General features: G+C 60.9%; 20 protein-coding genes. 11 read left to right on the forward strand and 9 right to left on the reverse strand.

The features are described from left to right. Positions 1 to 149: 149 nt before the first annotated feature. Entirely contained in the window at positions 150 to 902 is a 753-nt protein-coding gene (locus AB5Z02_RS14000; protein ID WP_368216205.1) for a substrate-binding periplasmic protein, read from the reverse strand. A 77-nt stretch (positions 903 to 979) separates the two neighbouring features. On the opposite strand from AB5Z02_RS14000, the gene AB5Z02_RS14005 reads away from it, so the two are divergent. Together AB5Z02_RS14005 and AB5Z02_RS14010 are read left to right on the forward strand one after the other, a co-directional pair. Continuing rightward, entirely contained in the window at positions 980 to 2,830 is a 1,851-nt protein-coding gene (locus AB5Z02_RS14005) for an MOSC N-terminal beta barrel domain-containing protein (protein WP_368216206.1), read from the forward strand. 222 nt (positions 2,831 to 3,052) lie between these two features. Continuing rightward, positions 3,053 to 4,765 carry a methyl-accepting chemotaxis protein gene (locus AB5Z02_RS14010; RefSeq protein ID WP_139732452.1) on the forward strand — a complete coding sequence of 571 codons (1,713 nt, stop codon included), beginning with the start codon at positions 3,053 to 3,055 and terminating at the stop codon, positions 4,763 to 4,765. Positions 4,766 to 4,842: 77 nt separating this feature from the next. Here the strand turns inward: AB5Z02_RS14010 and htpX are convergent, their stop codons facing one another. From htpX to bioB, 5 genes are all read right to left on the reverse strand, one after another. Continuing rightward, entirely contained in the window at positions 4,843 to 5,715 is an 873-nt protein-coding gene (gene htpX / locus AB5Z02_RS14015) for a protease HtpX (RefSeq protein ID WP_005337890.1), read from the reverse strand. 113 nt (positions 5,716 to 5,828) lie between these two features. After that, positions 5,829 to 6,506 (reverse strand): dethiobiotin synthase, encoded by a 678-nt coding sequence (gene bioD / locus AB5Z02_RS14020; protein ID WP_005337893.1) that lies wholly within the window; start codon positions 6,504 to 6,506, stop codon positions 5,829 to 5,831. A gap of 59 nt (positions 6,507 to 6,565) precedes the next feature. Beyond that, positions 6,566 to 7,381, reverse strand: a complete 816-nt coding sequence (gene bioC, locus AB5Z02_RS14025) for a malonyl-ACP O-methyltransferase BioC (protein ID WP_368216208.1) — start codon at positions 7,379 to 7,381, stop codon at positions 6,566 to 6,568. Beyond that, the gene (gene bioF / locus AB5Z02_RS14030) at positions 7,374 to 8,570 is read right to left on the reverse strand and encodes an 8-amino-7-oxononanoate synthase (RefSeq protein WP_368216209.1); all 1,197 of its coding nucleotides are present in this window, start codon (positions 8,568 to 8,570) and stop codon (positions 7,374 to 7,376) included. Before bioF ends, bioC begins: the two co-directional genes overlap by 8 nt. After that, positions 8,567 to 9,655 carry a biotin synthase BioB gene (gene bioB / locus AB5Z02_RS14035; protein WP_368216211.1) on the reverse strand — a complete coding sequence of 363 codons (1,089 nt, stop codon included), beginning with the start codon at positions 9,653 to 9,655 and terminating at the stop codon, positions 8,567 to 8,569. Before bioB ends, bioF begins: the two co-directional genes overlap by 4 nt. Positions 9,656 to 9,848: 193 nt before the next feature. Between bioB and bioA the strand changes: the two genes are divergently transcribed. Next, positions 9,849 to 11,123 (forward strand): adenosylmethionine--8-amino-7-oxononanoate transaminase, encoded by a 1,275-nt coding sequence (bioA, locus tag AB5Z02_RS14040; RefSeq protein WP_368216212.1) that lies wholly within the window; start codon positions 9,849 to 9,851, stop codon positions 11,121 to 11,123. Between the two features lie 176 nt (positions 11,124 to 11,299). Further along, complete coding sequence (locus AB5Z02_RS14045; RefSeq protein WP_005350472.1) at positions 11,300 to 12,112, forward strand: HAMP domain-containing protein; 813 nt, start codon at positions 11,300 to 11,302, stop codon at positions 12,110 to 12,112. Positions 12,113 to 12,121: 9 nt separating this feature from the next. On the opposite strand, the gene AB5Z02_RS14050 is transcribed toward AB5Z02_RS14045, so the two are convergent. Continuing rightward, positions 12,122 to 12,466 (reverse strand): hypothetical protein, encoded by a 345-nt coding sequence (locus AB5Z02_RS14050; RefSeq protein ID WP_005359354.1) that lies wholly within the window; start codon positions 12,464 to 12,466, stop codon positions 12,122 to 12,124. A gap of 200 nt (positions 12,467 to 12,666) precedes the next feature. Here AB5Z02_RS14050 and asnS point away from each other — a divergent pair, with 200 nt between their 5' ends. The 4 genes from asnS (at position 12,667) to AB5Z02_RS14070 (ending at position 17,478) form a co-directional block, all read left to right on the forward strand. Continuing rightward, positions 12,667 to 14,067, forward strand: coding sequence for an asparagine--tRNA ligase (asnS, locus tag AB5Z02_RS14055; RefSeq protein ID WP_043818544.1), 1,401 nt, complete (start codon positions 12,667 to 12,669; stop codon positions 14,065 to 14,067). Between the two features lie 110 nt (positions 14,068 to 14,177). Beyond that, positions 14,178 to 14,933 (forward strand): ABC transporter substrate-binding protein, encoded by a 756-nt coding sequence (locus AB5Z02_RS14060; RefSeq protein WP_064341505.1) that lies wholly within the window; start codon positions 14,178 to 14,180, stop codon positions 14,931 to 14,933. Between the two features lie 374 nt (positions 14,934 to 15,307). Beyond that, positions 15,308 to 16,651, forward strand: coding sequence for an anaerobic C4-dicarboxylate transporter (locus AB5Z02_RS14065; RefSeq protein WP_005337916.1), 1,344 nt, complete (start codon positions 15,308 to 15,310; stop codon positions 16,649 to 16,651). Between the two features lie 170 nt (positions 16,652 to 16,821). Beyond that, positions 16,822 to 17,478, forward strand: coding sequence for a hypothetical protein (locus tag AB5Z02_RS14070; RefSeq protein WP_368216214.1), 657 nt, complete (start codon positions 16,822 to 16,824; stop codon positions 17,476 to 17,478). A 123-nt stretch (positions 17,479 to 17,601) separates the two neighbouring features. Here AB5Z02_RS14070 and AB5Z02_RS14075 read toward each other — a convergent pair whose 3' ends face one another. Continuing rightward, positions 17,602 to 18,741, reverse strand: a complete 1,140-nt coding sequence (locus AB5Z02_RS14075) for a M20 family metallopeptidase (RefSeq protein WP_368216216.1) — start codon at positions 18,739 to 18,741, stop codon at positions 17,602 to 17,604. A gap of 134 nt (positions 18,742 to 18,875) precedes the next feature. After that, positions 18,876 to 20,252: a C4-dicarboxylate transporter DcuC gene (gene dcuC / locus AB5Z02_RS14080; RefSeq protein WP_005350454.1), complete on the reverse strand. Its 1,377-nt coding sequence runs from the start codon at positions 20,250 to 20,252 to the stop codon at positions 18,876 to 18,878. Positions 20,253 to 20,537: 285 nt separating this feature from the next. Here dcuC and AB5Z02_RS14085 point away from each other — a divergent pair, with 285 nt between their 5' ends. From AB5Z02_RS14085 to AB5Z02_RS14095, 3 genes are all read left to right on the forward strand, one after another. After that, positions 20,538 to 20,852 (forward strand): hypothetical protein, encoded by a 315-nt coding sequence (locus AB5Z02_RS14085; protein ID WP_005337929.1) that lies wholly within the window; start codon positions 20,538 to 20,540, stop codon positions 20,850 to 20,852. A 12-nt stretch (positions 20,853 to 20,864) separates the two neighbouring features. Beyond that, positions 20,865 to 21,029: a hypothetical protein gene (locus tag AB5Z02_RS14090; protein WP_368216217.1), complete on the forward strand. Its 165-nt coding sequence runs from the start codon at positions 20,865 to 20,867 to the stop codon at positions 21,027 to 21,029. A gap of 139 nt (positions 21,030 to 21,168) precedes the next feature. Next, entirely contained in the window at positions 21,169 to 21,519 is a 351-nt protein-coding gene (locus AB5Z02_RS14095) for an ArsC family reductase (RefSeq protein WP_005350451.1), read from the forward strand. The last annotated feature ends 2 nt before the right edge of the window (positions 21,520 to 21,521 follow it).

Raw genomic sequence — 21,521 nt, forward strand, 5'->3', positions numbered from 1 at the left:
GGCCCCACCCGATGGCGCTTGATACCGTGTAGCCGAAGCGGACGGTGGCCGGATGGGGAAGAAGCGAAAGCGTTAGAAACTGGGAACTGAGTCGATAATGGCCGCTTTTTTGTACTGATTAGCGAATCAGGATCAAAAAATGTTGCACTTTATGGTTCATAGAGACCAGAACGTGACTCAAGTAACATCTTCTCCAGCTGACCGCTGGCTTTCAGTTTGGCGAGCCCCCGATTGAAGGTTTTGATCAATTCGTCAGCGTTGGCGCGCTTGCGGCTGATCAGCAGGTGACCTTCGACCTTCATCACGGGTTTTGAATGGGTTGCAAAGAGATCGACCGTGCTGGCCGGGTAGAACTGACGCAGGGAGTAGTAGCCGACATCGATGTTCTCCAGCGTCAGATCGGCGCGGCCGGAGAGCAGCAGATCGAAACTCTGGCGCAGCCGGGTGACGAGCTGCACCTGCAGCGGCACCTGCGCGATGGCTGCAAAAAAATCTGCATTGTAGGTATAGCCACTGACCGCAGCCAGCTTGCGATCCGCCAGATCCTGATAGCCACGCCATTCCAGCGGATCGGACTTGAGATAGAACCAGACGTAGGTCTCGCTCAGGATGGGATCGCTGTAGAGATGGGTTTTGCGCCGCTCGCTCGACTCATACCAGTGGACTGTGCCATCCACCACCCCCTCCTCCGACAAGCGAAAGGCCCGCTTCCAGGGCAAAAACTGAAACTTGACGCTCACCCCCTCACTCTTGAACGCCTCGCTCACCACATGAGGGATAAGCCCCTGATATTTCAGCGTCTCGGAGCAGTAAGGGGGATACTCTCCCGTGGTCAGGGTCAGCTCCTGCGCCCAGAGCCCGTGGCAAAAAAGGCTCCCCGCCAGCAACCAGCTTATTTTCATCCCGATGCCCTCTTGTTCTCTTTTCCCAACTATAGACCGCCCCCTTGAAAGGATTGCCGGATCGTCGGGGAACCGTTATGTTCCCCTTTTTCCAGGCGATCGCGCCGCGTCACAAGGATATGAAGATGCCCAGGCTAGACAGCATTCACCTCTACCCCATCAAATCGACTGCAGGTATGCCGCTGGCTCGCGCCCGGGTGACCGAAGAGGGACTGGCAGGGGATCGCCGCTACATGGTGGTCAAACCGGACGGCACCTTTATCACCGCCCGAACCCATCCCCAACTGCAACAGGTCGTGGCCACCCCCATCGAAGGGGGCTTGCAACTGCGCTATCCGGGCTTTGAACCCCTCACCCTGCAAGAGACCGACTTCAGCCGCGCCCCGCAAGCTACCGGAGTCTGGAGCGACCGTTTCACCGCCCTGCACACCGACCCAAAAGCCGATGGGTGGCTAAGCCGGGTGGCAGGGGAGACGGTGCAGCTGCTCTGGCTGGGTGAAACCTCTGATCGCTTTCGCGAGAAGACCGGCACCCGGGTCAGCTTTGCCGACGGTTATCCGCTGCTGCTGATAAGCCAGGCTTCCCTTGAGGATCTCAATCTGCGCTCCGATGCGCTGCACCAGATGAGCCAATTCCGCACCAATCTGGTGGCAAGCGATACCCAGCCCTTCGAGGAGGACAGCTGGGTGCGCATCCGCATCGGTGAGGTGGAATTTAAAGTGGTCAAGCCCTGCAGCCGCTGCATCATGACCACGGTGGAAGCGGGCACCGATCGCTTCAACGCCCTGAAAGAGCCGCTGGCCACCCTCACCCGCTACCGCCGTGGCGAGGATGGCGAGGTCTACTTCGGCCAGAATCTGGTGGCGCTGAACGAGGGATGGATTGAGGCAGGCAGCGAGATCGAGGTGCTGGAGCGCACCCGTCCGGTGGTCTATCCCGCCGCCGCTCCGAAGAAGCGGGAGCTGGTCTGCGTGGCCCGCGAACCGCTGGCGCGGGATCTGGAGACCTTCTGGTTCGAAGCAGCCGATGGCGAGCCCCTGCCCGACTACCTGCCGGGCCAGCATCTGCCCATCAGCCTCGATATCAAAAACGAGCGGATCCAGCGGCGCTATACCCTGAGCTCTACGCCGGATCACCCAGAGCGTTACAGCATCAGCGTCAAAAAGGTGGAGGGGGGTCGTATCTCCCACTGGCTGCACCAGCAGTTGCAGGTGGGCGACCGGCTGCTGGCCGCCAACCCCGCTGGCGAGTTTCACTTAGGGTCCGAGCGTAACCTCCTGTTGCTCTCCGCAGGCTCCGGCGTCACCCCCATGCTGGCGATAGCCCGCGCCCTGGCCATTCGCGGGGAGCTGGAAGAGGTTCACTTTATGCACCTGTGCCGCAGCGAAGCGGACATTCCCGCCGCCAGCGAACTGCACGCCATGGCGCAGCAGGGCATGACCCTCACCATTATCCTGAGCCAGCCGGACAATCACTGGCAGGGGCTGCAAGGGCGACTCAATGATGAGCATCTGCAACTGATCAAAGGGCTGGCCGGACGGGAGGTGTTTATCTGCGGCCCCCACGGCTTTATGGCCGATGCTGCCGCCAGAGTCGCAGCCCTCGGCGTTCCGGCCGCACGTATCAAACAGGAGAGTTTTGGCGGCGCCATTCTCTCGGTGGCCCGCCCCCATCAGGCGGTACAACTGCGTATCGGCGACCAAGCCTTTACCGGCAACAATCAGGGCACTGTGCTGGATCAGGCCAACAAGCAAGGTGTAGAGCTGCCATGGAGCTGCCGCGCCGGGATCTGCGGCAGTTGCAAACAGACGCTGATCTCGGGCGAGGTGGATCACCCCGACGCCCCCGCCATCACCGCCGCCGAGCGGGCCGAGGGCAAGATCCTTGCCTGCTGCGCCGTGCCGCTCACCGACCTTGAAATCCTATGATCGGGTGATCGGGCCGCATTAACTCACGCCACCCCAGATGACCGGGGAATTGACCCCGGTCATCTTTATCCACACTTGTTCACCTGATCCGCCCTTAATTTGTCCCCACCGCCTTCATCAGTGAGTTTCCCTTCCTATACTCTCAGAGCAAAAAGCCTTGCCAGCCATTGACTTGGCGATGCTCCATACGACACTCCGCCATAGGGAAAGGACGCCCATACCATGGAACAGAACAAGCCCGCCTTTCAGCTCAACCTGCTGCTATCCGTCATCACCCTGATCCTGCTGTCACTGGTGTTTTTCGCCTACAGCTGGGCGGGTAAACAACTGGAAGAGAGTTATCGACAACAATATGTCTCCTACCTGCTGGCCGACGAACTGCGCCAATCCTCCGATGATCTGACCCGACTCGGGCGCACCTACGTCATCACCAAGGATCCAGCCTACGAGCAGCAGTACATGCGGATCCTGGCCATTCGCAACGGCGAACAGCCGAGGCCGGATGGCTACAACCGTATCTACTGGGACTTTGTCGCCGCCAACGGCCAGAATCCCCGCCCCGACAGCAATGTTCGCCGTGGCCTGATCGACCTGATGAAGGATGCCGGTTTCACCGACGGTGAGCTCGCCAAATTGAACGAGGCCAAAAACAACTCGGATGCACTGGTCAACACCGAGGTCGCCGCCTTCAAGCTGGTGCAGCAGAGCGATGGCGACCTGGTTGCCAACCAGCAAAAAGCCATCGCCATGATGCATGACAAGGCCTATCACCAGAACAAGGGGCGCATCATGTCCCCCATCGATGACTTCTACGTGATGATGGAGCAGCGCAACCATGAGGCAGTCGAGAGCGCCATCGCCAATACCGACATGCTGCGCTATCTCTTTATCGCCCTCGGTCTGGTGTTGATGTTCTTCCTCTGGCGCACCTATCGCTCCCTGCTCGATCTGGTGGGCACCTCGGTCGAACAGCTCAAGACCGATCTCCATATGATGGCGGAAGGGGACTTCTCGCGCCCCATCAAGGTGCCGCCAGGATCGAAAGAGAGCCTGATCGGCCTGCTCGGCGGCATGCAGACCACCCTCAAAGGGATCATCGCCAAGGTCTCCCACTCCACCGAGGAGCTGTCCCACTCTGCCGACAGCATCGCCCAGATCGCCGAGCAGACTGCCCAGTTTGCCACCGATCAGCAAACCAGCACCCAGACCATGGCCGCCGCCATCGAGGAGCTGGTAGTGAGCATCAGCCACCTCTCCGACAACGCCACCCATGCCGACGAGCTGAGCAAGGTCTCCGCCAATACCCTGGAGGAGGGGTCAGGGGTCATTAAAGAGACGCTTGGCAGCATCGAGAATATCTCCACCACGGTGGGGGATGCAGCCAGCACCATCTCCGAGCTCAACGGCCATACCCAGCAGATTTCGGAGATCATCGGGGTGATCCGCGGCATCGCCGATCAGACCAACCTGCTGGCTCTCAACGCGGCCATCGAGGCGGCGCGGGCCGGTGAACAGGGTCGCGGCTTTGCGGTGGTGGCCGACGAGGTGCGCAATCTGGCCAGCCGCTCGGCGGCCTCAACCCAGCAGATCACCGGGATGATCAGCAAGATCCAGAGCGGGGCGGATGCCTCCATCCGCAGCATGGAAAATACGGTCAACAACGTCTCTCGCGGGGTCACGCTGGCCAACCAGACCGGCGAGGCGATCGCCAGCATCCAGAGCCACGCCTCCAACCTCACCGGCCTGATGGGGGAGATCAGCCACACCCTACGCGAGCAGTCCACCGCCGCCAACGAGGTGGTCTCTACCGTCGGCAACATCACCTCCCTCTCCGAGCAATCGGGGGATGCCGCCCGTCACGTGTCGCAAGAGGCGGCCAAGCTCAAGCAGCTGTCACGGGTACTGCGCCAGGAGATGGGGCACTTCAAGCTTTAAAGAACGCTGAAAAGCAAAACGGCTGCCCGAAGGCAGCCGTTTTTTATTCGGGGTCATCTCCCGTCATTCAGCATCTATCAACCACGCAGGGCGGCGATACGCTGCTCGATGGGCGGGTGGCTCATGAACAGCTCGCTCATGGAGCGCTTGCCGTTGATGCCAAAGGCCATCATGGAGCCTTCCAGCTGCGGCTCGGCACCGCGGGAGAGGCGCTCAAGGGCGGCAATCATCTTGTCGCGACCAGCCAGCTTGGCGGCACCGGCATCGGCACGGAACTCACGCTGACGGCTGAACCACATGACGATGATGGAGGCCAGAATGCCGAACAGCATCTCCAGCACGAACACGGTGATCATGTAGGCAAAACCGCCGGTGCTGCTGCTCTCTTCCTCGTTGTTGGAGCTGAAGAAGTTGCTGATCACGCCAGCCACGATCCGGGCGAAGAACATCACGAAGGTGTTCACTACACCCTGGATCAGGGTCAGGGTCACCATGTCGCCGTTGGCCACGTGGCTCACCTCGTGGGCCAGTACCGCTTCCGCCTCGTCACGGCTCATGCTGTAGAGCAGGCCAGAGGAGACCGCCACCAGCGAATCATCGCGGCGAGCACCGGTCGCAAAGGCGTTCATCTCGGGAGAGTCGTAGATCCCCACTTCCGGCATCTTGATACCCGCTTCGCGGGCCTGACGGGCCACAGTGCTCACCAGCCAGTGCTCGGTCTCGTTACGGGGTTGCTCGATGACCTGGACGCCATAGCTGCGCTTGGCCATCCACTTGGACATCAGCAAGGAGATAAAGGAACCCCCAAAACCGAACACGGCACAGAACACCAACAGCCCGGAAATGCTGGACTTGTTGATCCCCAGAACCGAGAACAGGATATTGAGTACCACCCCCAGCACCAGCATGACGGCCAGGTTGGTCACCAGGAATAGCATAATTCGCTTCATATAGACTCCTTGTGAAGATAAGGGACATGACCGAGGATCACTCGGGATCCCCACCTGATCATGTTAATGTCGACATTCTAGGGAGATTCGATGAATGTTCGCTGAATATGCCGTCAAAGTAGCGGCGAGATATCGAGACGTCCCTGCAAATCGGCTTCAAGCGGATTGTTTATAAACGGAATTTCGCCGAGGAAGGGGGCTGGCAGCAAGCCCCTCAGGGTGTCCAGATTTTCCTGATAATGGCTCATGGAACCATGGAGCCGATTAATTACCCACCCCGCCACCGGCAGCTGATCATTGCGAATGGCGGCAAAGGTGAGCAGCGCATGGTTGAGGCAACCCAGCTTGGCCCCCACCACCATGATCACCGCCATGTTCTCCTGTTTCACCCAGTCCGACAGCAAATGCTTGCGATCGAGCGGCAGATACCAGCCCCCCGCCCCTTCCACTACCGCCAGCTCGGCCCCGGCCTGTTCAATCTTGCGTAGCCCCTCGCTCAACCCCTGCATGGTGATAGGCTGGCGTGCCTCGCTGGCGGCGATGTGGGGCGCAATCGGCGGCTCATAGGCGAACGGATTGACCACCTCATAGGGCAGCGGCAGACTCGCCGCCTCCTGCAACAGAACGGCATCCAGGTTGCGCAGCCCGTCCGGAGTGCGGGCACATCCGGCCGAGACCGGCTTGTAACCCGCGCACTTGATTCCCTGTGCGCTGAATTCACGCAGCAGGGTGCGCGCCACCAGCGTCTTGCCCACATCGGTATCGGTGCCGGTGATAAAGAATGATTTCATACGGTTCTCTCCTTGGCAGGGCCCGTTGACTACCCTGCACACAATGCGATTCCCGGCGCTCAGCAAGGCTTGCTGAGACGGCCGAGGCACACCCGATAACTGGCGACCAGCCTGCCATCGGGCTGGCGAAACACCTCATACGCCTGCGCCAGCTGCTGCAATCTGGCGCGACCACTCAGACCGGCCGGGGCGGCACTCCCCTGATTGTCATTGACCTGATTGGCCCCAATCCCCTTGAGATCGCGCAACAACTGCGGCAATTCAAGATAGGCGAGATCCCAGGTGATACAACGCAGCTCGGGAGCAACTACCCCGGCGCTAGCCAGCGCCTGCTCCAATTGTGGCAGGCTGAGGAAGCGATTGACATGGGCGCGACCATCAAGCTGCTGCCAGGCGGCTCGCAACTGCCAGAGCGACTCATCGAGCAGGGTCGAGAAAAAGATCTGGCCGCCCGGTTTGACCACCCGCAGCAGCTCGCCAAAAGCCTGGGCCGGACGCTCGCACCACTGCAACGCGAGGCTGGAGAATACCCAGTCAAAGGCATTGTCGGCAAAGGGGAGTTGCTCGGCATCGCCGCACACCAGTCGGGCCCCGCTGCCACGCAAGGCCGCCTGCGCCAGCATGCCGGGGGCGAGATCCAGCCCCACCAGCTGGTGACAACGGTTCGCCAGTTGGGGCAAGAAAAAGCCGGTGCCGCAGCCCAGATCCAGCCCGCTCACCGTCAGATCAGTGCCAACCAGCCTGTCTGGCATCCATTCCAACAGCGACTGACCCACCTCCTGTTGAAAGCGGGCATGGGCGTCGTAGTGACGAGCCGCCGCCCCGAAACGACGGGCAAGCTGCGCCTTGTCCACCGTTTGAAAACGCTCAGCCATGGCAAGCCTCCCCAAGCGTTGTAACTGCAGGGCAGACCCCCAAGGCATCGAGCAAGCGATCCACATCCTGCTCGCGGTGAGCCGCGCTCAGGGTAATACGCAGCCGGGCCGTACCGACTGGCACAGTGGGCGGGCGGATGGCGCTCACCCAGACGCCGCGTTCCCGCAGCCGTTCTGCCAGTTGCAGGGCAACACTGCTCTCCCCCACCAGCAACGGCTGGATCGGGGTATCGCTCGCGCCAAGCTGCCAACCCTGATCCTTTGCCCCTTGCCGGAAGCGAGCGATCAGCTGGCCAAGATGGGCGCGGGACTCATCAGCCGCGCGCACCAGTTCGATGCTCTTGCTGACCGCGCAAGCCTGCGCGGCGGGCATATGGGTGCTGTAAACATAGTGGCGGGCGAAGTTGACCAGATACTCCACCAGCTCGCGACTGCCACCGACAAAGGCACCGGCAACCCCGAGCGCCTTGCCAAAAGTGCCCATCTGGATGTGTACGCTGGCAGGAGGAACCCCCTGCGCCGCCAGAGTGCCGCGCCCCTCGGGCCCCTGCACGCCGAGGCCGTGGGCATCGTCGATCATCAGCCAGTTGCCGCTCCGGGCTGCCAATGCCGCGAGTTCACCCCAGGGGGCCTGATCCCCGTCCATGCTGAACACCCCCTCCGAGACGATGAGCCCGCGATTTGGCTCAAGCTGCCGTTCAAGGGCCGCCATATCGTTGTGGGCAAAACGCTTCATCTTGCAAGGGAGCTGGCAGCCCATCTCCTGCAAAGAGGCGTGGTTGAGTTTGTCCTGCCACAGCAGGTGTTCCTTGCCGAGCAGCGCTTTGAGCACCGCCTGATTGGCGGAAAAACCGCAATTGAAGAGCAGTACCGCCTCCACCCCGAGCCACTCGGCCAGAGTCTCCTCAAGCTGTTGGTGGGCATGACTGTAACCGGTCACCAGCGGCGAGGCGCCGGAGCCCGTGCCATAGCGCTCAATCCCCGCGTTGAAGGCGGCCTTGATGGCGCCGTGATCCGCCAGTCCCAGATAGTCGTTGGCGGAAAAGTTGAGGTAGTCGCGCCCCGCTACCCTGAGTCGCCCGCCACTCGCCCCGTCGGTCGCGATGCGGTTGCGCAGCAGGCTCGCCTGCTCGCGCTCGGCCAGCGCCGCGCCCAGCGCAAAGGGGCCCGTTACTGCAGGGCCCTTCATGACCTGGTGGCCCCAGCACGGGGGCGGGTGGCGTCATAAAACATCTCGGTGGGTTCGCTCTGGCGGCTCACCTCGGCCAGCAGCTCCTCTTCCTGGACCTGATCCGGTTTCTGGGCCCGCTGGGCGGGGCGAATACCGAGCCGCTTGAACAGCTGCATGTCGCTGTTCTCGTCCGGGTTGGGGGTGGTCAGCAGTTTGCAGCCGTAGAAGATGGAGTTGGCCCCGGCCATAAAACACATGGCCTGCATCTGCTCATTCATCTTCTCCCGCCCGGCGGAGAGACGCACATGGGAGGCGGGCATCATGATCCGCGCCACCGCGATGGTGCGGATAAATTCGAACGGATCGAGGTTCTCCTCGTTCTCCAGCGGCGTCCCCTTCACCTTGACCAACATGTTGATGGGCACGCTTTCGGGGTGCCGCGGCAGGTTGGCGAGCGCCATCAAGAGGCCCGCCCGATCTTTGGCCTGCTCGCCCATACCGACGATGCCGCCGGAGCAGACCTTCATACCGGCGCCGCGCACATGTTCAAGGGTATCAAGCCTGTCCTGATAGGTGCGGGTGGAGATGATCTCGCCGTAAAACTCAGGCGAGGTGTCGAGGTTGTGGTTGTAGTAATCGAGCCCCGCAGCGCCAAGACGCGCCGCCTGATCGGCGGTGAGCATCCCCAGGGTCATGCAGGTCTCCATCCCCAGCCCGCGCACCTCCTCAATCATCCGGATGATGTAGGGCATGTCCTTCTCTTTGGGGTTGCGCCAGGCCGCCCCCATGCAAAAGCGTGACGAGCCATTGGCCTTGGCTTCGCGGGCCCGCTCCAGCACCTTCTCCACCTCCATCAACCGCTCGGCTTCGAGCCCGGTGTGGTAACGGGCACTCTGGGGGCAGTATTTGCAATCTTCCGGGCAGGCGCCGGTCTTGATGGAGAGCAAAGTACTCACCTGCACTTCATTCGGGTCAAAGTGGGCGCGGTGGACGGTCTGGGCCTGAAACAGCAGATCGTTGAATGGCAGGGCAAACAGGGCCTGAACCTCGGCGAGGGTCCAGTCATGACGAAGGGCGTGACCGCCCGTGGTGAGAGCATTCATACATGGCTTCCGGTTGTTATTAGTGGGATCCTGCGCCCGCCATCTTGGGATGGACGGCCACAGAACCCGCCGCCGGGCCTGCGCGCTCAGGGTGATGCGCAGTGCCAAGTGGCTGAAATTGTTGGCTAGTGTAGAGAGCACGCGTAGACTGTCAACACCGACCAGATCAAACCAATTGACAACAGAACAACAAATGACCAATCAAGAATTCGACCTGCACCACATCTGGCACCCCTATACCTCCCTCACTCACCCCCTGCCCTGCTATGAAGTGGCCAGCGCCAAAGGGGTGCAGATCACTCTCAGCGACGGCCGTGAACTGGTCGATGGCATGAGCTCCTGGTGGGCTTGCGTGCACGGCTATCAGGTGCCGGAACTGGACGCCGCCGCCACCGCCCAGCTCGGCAAGATGTCCCACGTGATGTTTGGCGGCCTCACCCACGCTCCGGCGGTCGAGCTCTGCCGCAAACTGGTGGAGATCACTCCTAAGGGGCTTGATCGGGTATTTCTGGCCGATTCCGGCTCGGTGGCAGTGGAAGTGGCGCTCAAGATGGCCCAGCAGTACTGGCACGCCAAGGGAACGCCAAGAGCCAAATTTGTCGCCCTGCGCAGCGGCTATCACGGCGACACCTTTGGCGCCATGAGCGTCTGCGATCCCGATGGCGGTATGCATGAGCTCTACAAGGGATTCCTGCCGGAACACTATTTTGTCGATGCGCCCAGCTGTCGCTTCCACGCCGAGTGGGATGAACAGTGCGTGGTGGAGCTGGCGACACTCATGGCCGATCATCACGAGGAGATCGCCGCCATCGTGCTTGAGCCCATAGTGCAGGGCGCTGGCGGCATGCGCTTCTATCACCCCCGCTATCTGCAGTGGGTACGCGCCCTGTGCGACGAATTCGGCGTGCTGCTGATTGCTGACGAGATTGCCACCGGCTTTGGCCGCACCGGCCAGCTGTTTGCCTGCGACTGGGCGGGGATCAGCCCCGACATCATGTGTCTGGGCAAGGCGCTCACTGGCGGCTACCTCACCCTCTCGGCGACCCTGACCACCGAGCATGTTGCCCGCACCATCTGTGACGGCAAGGCGGGGGTCTTTATGCACGGCCCCACCTTTATGGGCAACCCGCTCGCCTGCGCGGTGGCCAACGCCTCTATCGATCTGCTGCTCGCCTCACCGTGGCAGGAGCGAGTGCGCACCATCGAGCATCAGCTGCGTACCGAACTGGTAGAGCTGACCCTGCACCCGGCGGTCGCGGATGTGCGAGTGCTCGGCGCCATCGGGGTGGTGGAGATGAAAGAGAGGGTGGATGTGGCGCGCATCCAGCGCAAGTTTGTCGAACTGGGCGCCTGGATCCGCCCCTTTGGCAAGCTGATCTACCTGATGCCCCCCTTCGTCATCACCCCTGAAGAGTTGAGGGTATTGACCGGCGCCATCCGTCAGGCCATCACCGAGGGCGAGTTTTAATGCATACAGCGGGCGGCCATCGCTGCCGCCCGTTTGGCTACCCGCATTTGATATATAAAGAGGGCAACTTTATCCACTTCAGTGCGCTTTCACTTGCCGTAATGTGAGCAAAACACCAGACCTGAGGCCTCAAGAGGGGTAAACTGCTGCGGTTTTACCATCAAGAAAGACTGCTCATGCGCCTCTCCATTGCTGCCAAAATCAACTTTTTCCTGCTCTTCATCTTCTCCATGGTACTGGTCTTCTCCGCAGCCTATCAGGCGGTGCGCGAGCGCGATCTCATCCTGACGCTCATCAAGGAGCAGAGCCGCGAGCAGACCGAAGCCTACTTTGATGGCCTCAACATGCTGATGCTGACCGGCAAGATGGATGCCCGCGATACTCTGCGCGGCAAGTTTCTCGACCACGCCCATGTGGAGGATGCACGCATCGTTCGTGGCGACGCGGTGAGCAAACAGTTCGGGCCGGGACGGGAGACCGAACAGGTAAAGGATGAGTTTGATGAGCTGGCTCTGGCGGGCAAAGGGAGTCTGGAGGTGGTGCACAACGGCATGCACAGCCGTCTGGTGGTCACCCGACCGCTGCTGGCCAAGAAGGATTTTCGCGGCACCGACTGCACCAGCTGTCATCTGGTGCCGGAGAACACTGTGTTAGGAGCGGTGCGCTTTGACTACTCCCTCGATTCGCTGTTTACCCGAGTCGAACAGAATATCCTCACCTCGGCGCTGATCCTCACCGGCATCTTCGGGATGGGACTGCTGCTGACCCTCTGGGTCATCCGCACCTGGATCGTGCGCCCCCTCAACCAGTTGACCCGCTCCATGGAAGAGGCCACCGACCTGCACGACTTCGGTCACCGGCTGGAGGGGGATGACGGCGACGAGATTGGCCGGGTGGCGGTGGCCTACAACCAGATGCTCGACAGTGTGGAGCGCCAGCTCGGCAAACGCACCAAGGCCAGCAGGCAGGAGCCGGATCAGCCCCGCTAAGACGAACGCTTAACCGACGTAGTAGAAGAGCAAGCTGGCGATCAGCACCAATAGCAGGATGGCCAGATTGACATGCCGGGAGTCATCCTGACGGCGGCTGCGCTTGCGCTCCAGCAGCAACACCGCCAGCGTCAGGGCGCAGCAGCTCCAGAGCCCGTAGACCAACCAGGGGGTAAGGGCCGGGTCCCAATAATCGCGCACCTCGATCCCGCCATAGACCAGAAAACCGTAGGCAATTTCGGGCCGGGCATAGTGGTAAAGGGAGAGCAGCACGATAAAGCCGCCCCAGCAGAGCATCACCAGCCCCTGCAACACCCGTGTCAGCCAATCTGGCCCATGCCGCCGATCTTTCACCCACCTCTCCTGCGCCCGTGACACTCTTGTTGAGTGAACCATGCCGAAAACCCCACCAGAGTCCGACATTTTTGCTTGTTTATCAAACCCGCGCGGGTAAGATTGACGGCTTAGTCTGCCATGGTGGGCCATCTGTGCCCGGGCCAGACTCCCTAGTGTTGCAAATAGCGCTGCAAGAACAAGCTGGAGACAATATTTCGATGACGCACGCATCCGTAGTAGATGTGCTGGCCGGTAAGTATCCGGTCGGCACCACCCAAACTGTCAAAGGGTGGATCCGGACTCGCCGTGATTCCAAGGCGGGGATCTCATTTTTGGCCATTTCCGATGGCTCCTGTTTCCATCCGGTACAGGCAGTTGTCCCCAATACCCTGGCCAATTACGAGAATGAAGTGCTGCGTCTGACCACTGCCTGCTCCGTGGAAGTGACCGGCGTGGTTGCCGCCTCTCAGGGCAGCGGCCAGGCTTTCGAACTGCAGGCGACCGAGGTGAAGGTAGTCGGCTGGGTCGAAGATCCGGACACCTACCCGATGGCTGCCAAGCGCCACAGCATCGAATACCTGCGTGAACAGGCCCACCTGCGCCCGCGTACCAACATCGTTGGCGCCGTGACCCGCGTTCGTCACTGCCTGGCGCAAGCCATCCACCGCTTCTTCCACGAAGAGGGTTTCCTCTGGGTTGCGACCCCGCTCATCACCGCTTCTGACACCGAAGGTGCCGGCGAGATGTTCCGCGTCTCCACTCTGGACATGGAAAACCTGCCGCGCACCGACGCCGGCAAGGTGGACTACAACGAAGATTTCTTCGGCAAAGAGGCTTTCCTGACCGTATCCGGCCAGCTGAACGCCGAAACCTATGCCTGCGCCCTCTCCAAGGTCTACACCTTCGGCCCGACCTTCCGCGCTGAAAACTCCAACACCAGCCGCCACCTGGCCGAGTTCTGGATGGTTGAGCCGGAAGTGGCTTTCAACGATCTGGAAGATAACGCAGCACTGGCCGAAGCCATGCTGAAGTATGTCTTCAACGCCGTACTGACCGAGCGTCGCGACGATCTGGAGTTCTTCGCCCAGCACGTGGACAAGGATGCCATCGGCCGTCTGGAGCGTTTCGTCTCCTCCGACTTCGCCCAGATCGACTACACCGACGCCATCGAAGTGCTGAAAAACTGCGGCAAGAAGTTCGAGTTCCCGGTCTCCTGGGGTATCGATCTCTCCTCCGAGCACGAGCGCTATCTGGCCGAGGAGCACTTCAAGTCTCCGGTGGTGGTGAAGAACTACCCGAAAGATATCAAAGCCTTCTACATGCGCCTCAACGACGACGGCAAGACCGTTGCCGCGATGGACGTACTGGCACCGGGCATCGGCGAGATCATCGGTGGTTCCCAGCGTGAAGAGCGTCTGGACGTGCTGGATGCCCGTCTGGCCGAGATGGGCCTGAACAAGGAAGATTACTGGTGGTACCGCGACCTGCGTCGCTTCGGTACCGTGCCGCACTCCGGCTTCGGTCTGGGCTTCGAGCGTCTGGTGGTCTACGTGACCGGCATGGGCAACGTCCGCGACGTGATCCCGTTCCCGCGTACTCCGCGTACCGCCGAGTTCTGATCAGCGGCATCTTGCCACTGCATTGCAAAAGCCGACCTGTGGGTCGGCTTTTTTATTGTCACCGTTATGGGTGATACTCAGGATCAATCGGCACAAGGAACTCGTCGCCTATGGGATATCGCCTGCTGCTCTCGCTACTGCTGTCCTGCATGCCTGTTCAACTGTGGGCCGAGCCCGTTCGTCTGACCACCCTGGAGTGGCCCCCCTACACCAGCCAGAGCCTGCCCGATGGCGGCCTCACCGGTCATATCGTCAAACGCGCCTTTGCCGAGGCGGGACTGGAGGTGACGTTCGACTTCTACCCCTGGCAGCGGGCGGTGCGGCTGGCGGCCGACCCGACCCAGCCTTATAGCGGCTATTTTCCCGAGTACCTCTCCGACACCCTGCCCACCCTGTGGCGCAGCTCCCCCAGCGTAGGCGACAGTGTGCTGGGCATGGCGCAGCGCTCAGGCCCCCCCATCCCCTGGCAGCAGCTCACGGATCTCGCCCCCTACCGGATCGGCGTGGTGGAGGGGTACGTCAACACCCGTGAATTCGATGCCCTGATGGCCAGCAAGCGCCTCAACACTGCCGCCGTCGATGCGGACCTGCTCAACCTGCGCAAATTGCAGCGCGACCGGCTCGATCTGGCGGTGATCGACCGGGATGTCTTTCACTGGCTCATCAACCATGATCGCAAGCTGAGCAGCGCCGGATTGCAATTTCACCCGAAGATCCTCGAACACAAGAGCCTGCACATCATGTTTCGCCCCGATCAGCAGGCGTTGCAGCAACGGGTGGCGCAGGCCATTGCCAGATTGGATATTGCCAAGCTGAGCGAGGATTATCAGCGCCGCTATCTGCAGCAAGCCCCTGCGGCCAAATGAGTCAATCCGCTGAAGTCAGCCCTTGCTGGCAAAAATAGCCTGAGCGCTGGCTTTTTCACCCTCTTCTGCCGCAATCGAGCCCTTTTTATGCCCCTCCCCTGCAGTTCTGTTGCCGCACTGTGCTGCCACCATGACCACCCGATGGCTTGGCCCCGAGTGATACCACTTGGTGACAAAAATGATGTTTTTGTTAGTACGTGGTTTTTAAGTGGTTTAATCAAAAATTCATCGAGTTATTGAAGTAACTCAATTTTTTCACTTTTTCAGGGGAGCAGAATAGCAACTAACCCTTTTGGGCTAAATAAAACAGACAATGACAATTCATGGTTCAGGCTACCCGCGGCAATATGGGTTGAATCACACGAGGTAACGGAATGATCTTGATGGAATTTTTGGTGGTACTCGGCTGCTTGCTGCTGGGTACCCGCTTTGGGGGCATGGGACTCGGTCTCATCAGTGGTATCGGTCTCTTCCTGCTGACCTTCGTCTTCGGCCTGGTGCCAGGCGAACCGCCTGTTCAGGTAATGCTGACCATTCTGGCGGTGATCGGCTGTGCCGCCACCCTGCAGACTGCCGGTGGCCTCAACCTGATGATGCAAGTGGCCGAGCGTCTGCTGCGCCGCCACCCGCAATACATCACTATCCTGGCGCCGCTCACCACCTGGACCCTCACCTTCCTGTGCGGTACCGGCCACGTGGTCTACACCATGTTCCCCATCATCGCTGACATCGCGCTGCAGAAGAACATCCGTCCCGAGCGCCCGATGGCTGTCGCCTCCGTTGCCTCCCAGATGGCCATCTGCGCCTCCCCGGTCTCCGTTGCCGTGGTCTCCATGGTCTCCATTCTGGCGGCCGGTCACGGTATCGGTCAGGCTTACGGCCTGCTCGACATCCTGATGATCGCCATCCCCTCCTCCCTGACCGGTGTCATCGTGGCTGCCCTGTGGAGCCTGCGTCGCGGCAAGGATCTGGACAAGGACGAAGAGTTCCAGGCCAAGATCAAAGACCCAGAGCAGCGCGCCTTCATCTACGGCGGCGGTGAAACCCTGCTCAACACCAAGTTCCCGAAAGAGGCCTACTGGTCTACCTGGATCTTCTTCGCCGCCATCGCTGCCGTGGTATTGCTCGGCGCCAACGAAGGGCTGCGTCCGGTGTTCACCATCAAGGACAAAACCGGCCCGCTCTCCATGAACCTGGTGATCCAGATGATGATGCTGATCGCCGGTGCCATCATCCTGATGCGCTGCAAGGTCAAGCCGGGCGAGATCGCCAACGGCGCCGTCTTCAAGGCGGGCATGGTCGCCATCTTCTCCGTATTCGGGGTGGCATGGATGAGTGAGACCTTCTTCCAGGCTCACATGCCGCTGCTCAAAGAGACTCTGGCCCATGTGGTACAGGCCCAACCCTGGACCTACGCCCTGGTGCTGTTCCTCATCTCCAAGCTGGTAAACAGCCAGGCCGCAGCCCTGACCGCCATCGCCCCCATGGGTCTGGCGCTGGGTGTCGAACCCAAGCTGCTGATCGCCTTCCTGCCAGCCAGCTACGGCTACTTCGTGCTGCCGACCTACCCGAGCGATCTGGCCTGTATCGGTTTCGACCGCTCCGGCACCACCCGCATCGGCAAGTTCATCATCAACCACAGCTTCATCATTCCGGGGCTGATCGGGGTGGTGACCTCCTGCTCGCTGGGCTTTATCCTCACCAGCATCCTGCTCTAATCGCAGTCGCGTTTAACACATTGCCAGACAGGCCCCCGCTTCGGGGGCCTGCTTTTTTCCCGCTCTGTGACCCCAACCATTTCCCCACCGCCATTTCCGGACACTATGCCTTTACCTCTACCCCCGCCGCTGGGTAGCATGCCCCCTCGTTCACCATTGGAATCTCATCCATGTCTCGCGTCATCCTGCTCTGGAGCGGTGGCAAAGATGCCATGCTGGCCCTCTGTCATGCCCGCCAAGCGGGCCATCAGGTGGTGGCACTGGCCACCTTTGCGCCGCCAGAGCCCCGATTTCTGGCTCACCCCTTGCCGCTGGTGCGCCGTCAGGCGGAAGCCCTCGGGCTGCCCCATTTGCTGGACACCATAGAAGCGCCGTTCGATCTCGGTTATGAGCGGGCACTGGCGCGGCTCAAGGAGGAGTGGCAACTCGATGGCGTGGTGACCGGCGATATCGACAGCGTGGGCGGTGCGCCTAACTGGATCCGCGAACGCTGCCAGCCGCTGGGTCTCACCGTCCATACCCCGCTCTGGCAGCAATCTCGCCAAGCCTTGCTGGCGGATATGCTGGCACGCGGCATCATCGCCCACCTCTCCTGCGTCGATACCCGGGTGCTGGCTCCCGAGTGGACTGGACGCACCCTTGATGCCGCCACCCTCTGCGAGCTACAACAACTGGCCGAGCGCGAGGGCTTCGATGCCTGCGGCGAGCAGGGGGAGTACCACACCATGGTGACCGACGGCCCGGGCTTTGCCGCCCCGCTGCGCCTCGATGGCTGGCTGGTGGCGCGGCAGGATTATCTGGCCTATCTGGCCGAACCGCAGGGGTAACGGCCTCAGGCCATCTGGCCTGCTCACTCAGCGCGCGAAAAATCGAGATAAAAAAACGGGAGGCAACAGCCTCCCGTTTGGATTTGAGCGGGCCATGGCGACCCAAACAAGGGATAAACCGGCTTATTTCGCCAGCTTGCCCAGTACCCGCTGCAGCAGGCGGATCCGCGGCTCGATGCTCTCCAGCAGCAGGAATTCCGCCTCCGAGTGGAAACCGCCCCCCATGGGGCCGAAACCATCGAGGGACGGCACACCCGCGGCGGCGGTAAAGTTGGCATCCGAGCCGCCACCGGCCTCCAGCCAGTTGAAGGGGATCCCCTCCTCCTTGGCTGCCGCCTCCACCAGCGCCATCAACGCCTCGGTGTCACCGCTCGGTCGCATCGCCGGCTTGAAGGTCTGGCGATCCACCTCGACCTGACAACCCGCGAGGAAGGGGTTGTTGGCCATAAAGGTGAGCCGGTCGTGTACCGCAGCGGCCTCTTCGTTGCTCCAGAAGCGCAAATCCACGATCGCCTCGGCAAAGTCCGGCACCACGTTGACACCGGTGCCGCCCTGTACCACGCCGACGTTCATGGTGGTGCCCGTGGTCATGTTGACCTGCTCGTTGATTGCCAGCACCCAATGCGCCAGCTCGGTGATGGCGGAGATCCCTTCGGTCAGGGCCGAACCGGCGTGGGACGCCTTGCCGTGAAAGGTGATGCGGTACTTGGCATTGCCCTTGCGGGCGCTGATGAGATCCCCATTGGGACGCGCCGCCTCGGCCACCAGCACGCGGCCACTCTGTTTGGCTTTTTTCACCAGCCAATCCTTGGACCAGGGGGAGCCAATCTCTTCGTCGCAGTTGTAGCAGACCAGCACCTTGAGCTTGGCAAGCAGTGCCGGATCCATCTCTTTGAGTGCATACCAGATAGAGAGCAGGCCGCTCTTCATGTCCGAGACGCCGGGGCCAAAGGCTTGATTGCCTTCGATTTTCAGCGGGCGCTTGGCCGCCGTCCCCTCGGGGAAGACGGTATCCATGTGGCCGCACAGCATCACGTCGTAGTGATCGGCCCCCGGCGCATTGGTGATCTCGAGGCAGGGGCCACACTCGGCAGCAAACTGGTGGCGAGTCACCTGCCAGCCGATGGCCTCATATTTCTCGGTCATGATGTCGGCCACTTTCGCTACCCCGGCCGGGGTGCGAGTACCGCAATCGAGGTTGATGAGCGGGGCCAGATCGGCCAGATAGCTATCGAGGGAAAACGGGCTCTTTACAGCTGTCATTATCTTCTCCATGCAACAATCAGCATTGATGGCCGATCGTCTATTGCAACAATGCGACACAGTGAGAAAAAGGCGGGCAGCCATGCCACCCGCCCGACCGGTAAATTCCAAACACCACTACATAACCCACATCACTACATAAACAGCAGATAGTTGAGGGTCAGCGCCGTCACCAGCGCCCCCGCCATCGGCACGCTGGTGCGCTTGACCACGGTAAAGGGCGATACCTTGGCAATCCCCGCACAGGCGATCAGCACAGCCGCGATGGGAGAGACGGTACGGCCGATACTGGAAGCAAGCTGCATCGGCAGCAGCATGGTTACCGCCGGTACGCCAAACTTGGCCGCCACCGCCGGTGCCAGGGTCGAGAAGCTGAGGAACGCCGCATTGCCGGAGCCCATGATGACCGCCGCCACCATGATCAGCGCCACCATCACCAGGGTCATCAGACCGCTGCCGATACCGGCATTGCTGGCAGAGTGCAGCAGGGTATCGATGGCGCCGATGGCCTTGAGGGATTCGGCAAACAGCTCGGCACAGACGATGAGCGCCACCACGGGGCCAAACACCTTGCCCATGCCGTCGAGGAAGCTCGACAGCCCGGCAAACGCGGTACGCACCGAGCGGCTACGCAGCAGCTCGCACAGCATGCCGATAAAGACCGACAGCAGCATGGCTACCTCCACGCTCATCTTGATGTCGCTCACCAGCAGCTTGGAGAAGGTCATCATCAGCACGAAGGGGATGATCGGCAGCAGGGCATACCAGGTGGGCGCCTGCACGCTCTCGGTGCCCTGCTCGTCCAGCTCGGCGTGATCGCCGCGATGGAGCGCCGGATCCCAGCCATCCTTGCGATCGCAGTGACGCTGCCAGAAGAAGTGCAGCACCATGGTCACCAGCAGCATGGGAGCCACCAGCCAGATCTGGTAGTCAACGAAATAGCTGGTCGGATCCATGCCGGATTGGCCGGCGGAGAAGATGGCGTTGGTCTGGGTCGGGCCAATTTCAAACGCCTGGGAGGTGGCGATGACGCCACAGGCGGAGGCCGGGCTGATGCCGAGGTTGCGCATCACCGGATACATGGTGACCATCAACAGCAGGCCAAGGCCGGTAGCGGAGGTGACAAACAGGGAGACGAATACCGCCACCAGATAACAGATGGAGAGCATCAGGTAGCTGGACTGGATGCCCGCCACCGGTTTGACCGCCACCCGCACCAGCGCCTGGGAGGCCCCGATATGGGACATGTAGGTGGCAAACCCCGCCACCGCCATGATGGTGAGGCCGAGGCCCGCCGCGCGGTAGGAGAAGATCCCCTTGAACACTTCGAACAGGTCGAACAGGGCGAAACCGGTGCTCTTGTCAGCGGGGAGAATGGGGTGCAGCCCCAGCCAGTAGGCCACTGCAAAAATGGCCATGCCCGCCAGCGCCAGCACCGCCTGCGGGTTGTAATCCTTGATAATGCCGTAGACCACGGCGACCAGAACGAGCAAGACGAATAAAAGTTCCAATATTCACTCCTGATAAATTTATCGAAGAGCGAAATCTAGTGATCTGACCACTGTTTGCCTTTGATCCCTATCAATAAAGGTGCCGTCACCGTGATTCATTAGCATAATATGTCGGCCATGTAACAATTTTTCGTTATTTCAACTACCGAAAAACCTTTATCACCCCATATCCGGGAATTGTGTGGCGCGACTCCCCTCTTTTTTGCGTTGGATCAACATCTGACGGCGCCGAACTGGCGAAGATGCGCTTCGACACATAGCGACCATTTCGCGCCGGAGAGAGTTATGACAAGCCAAGCCACCGCAGGTGCTTCGACCTGCGACTACAAGCTGTGGGACATCCTCGTCGAGTCTGCAAAGGAACGCACTACCATTCGTTACTCCAAACTGGCCAAGCAGGCCGGGCTGGAGCAGTGCCAGGATGAACTGCGCACCCTGCTGCAACGCATCCGCATGTACTGCACCGAAAACAACCTGCCGATCCTCTCCGCCATCGTGGTGGACGACGTGGGCAAATACACTGGCCTCTCTTCCAGCCTGCCTGATGCACCCTGGGAACGGGCCCGGGTCTTTGACCATGAGTGGACCACCCTGCACTAATTGAGGTGCTTGATGATGCCGACCCAAACGCGCCCGCTGGCGCGTTTTGGCTATCTGGCGTTTGCCCTTTCTCTTTTTCTCCTGCAAAAGCGGCTCTTCTCCCGCAATAACCGCCCCATCGGGCACGCCAGCCCCACTGCTTCTGACCTTGTGCTCAAAATCGCCGTTCAGGTGTGACCAGTTCCGGTAAAACCCGCGAGCCGGACCATCGGCGTTGCCATGGGATTGCCACAATGCCAGAATCGGGCCCTTGCACTCTGTTGATTCGGATTTTCGGGCGCGGCCACGGCCAGCTCCCACAAGAGAAGGACTCCCCATGGCCATCACCCTCTATGGCATCAAGAACTGCGACACCATCAAGAAAGCCCGAAAGTGGCTGGATGAGGCCGGTATCGACTACCGCTTTCACGACCACCGCGCCGACGGCCTGAACCCGGACGATCTGGACAGCTGGCTGGCAAAACTCGGCTGGGAAGCCCTGCTCAACAGCCGCGGCACCACCTTCCGCGCCCTGCCGGATGAGGCCAAACAGGGGCTCGACACTACCAAGGCGCGCGCCCTGCTGCTGGAACATCCGGCCATGATCAAGCGCCCGCTGCTCGACCGTGACGGCGAACTGACCCTGGGTTTCAAGGCTGATCACTACCAATCCCTCTTCTCCCGTTAAGG

Origin of the sequence: Aeromonas sp. R2-3 (assembly GCF_040908375.1) — a bacterium.
In the GTDB taxonomy this organism is placed as follows: domain Bacteria; phylum Pseudomonadota; class Gammaproteobacteria; order Enterobacterales; family Aeromonadaceae; genus Aeromonas; species Aeromonas veronii.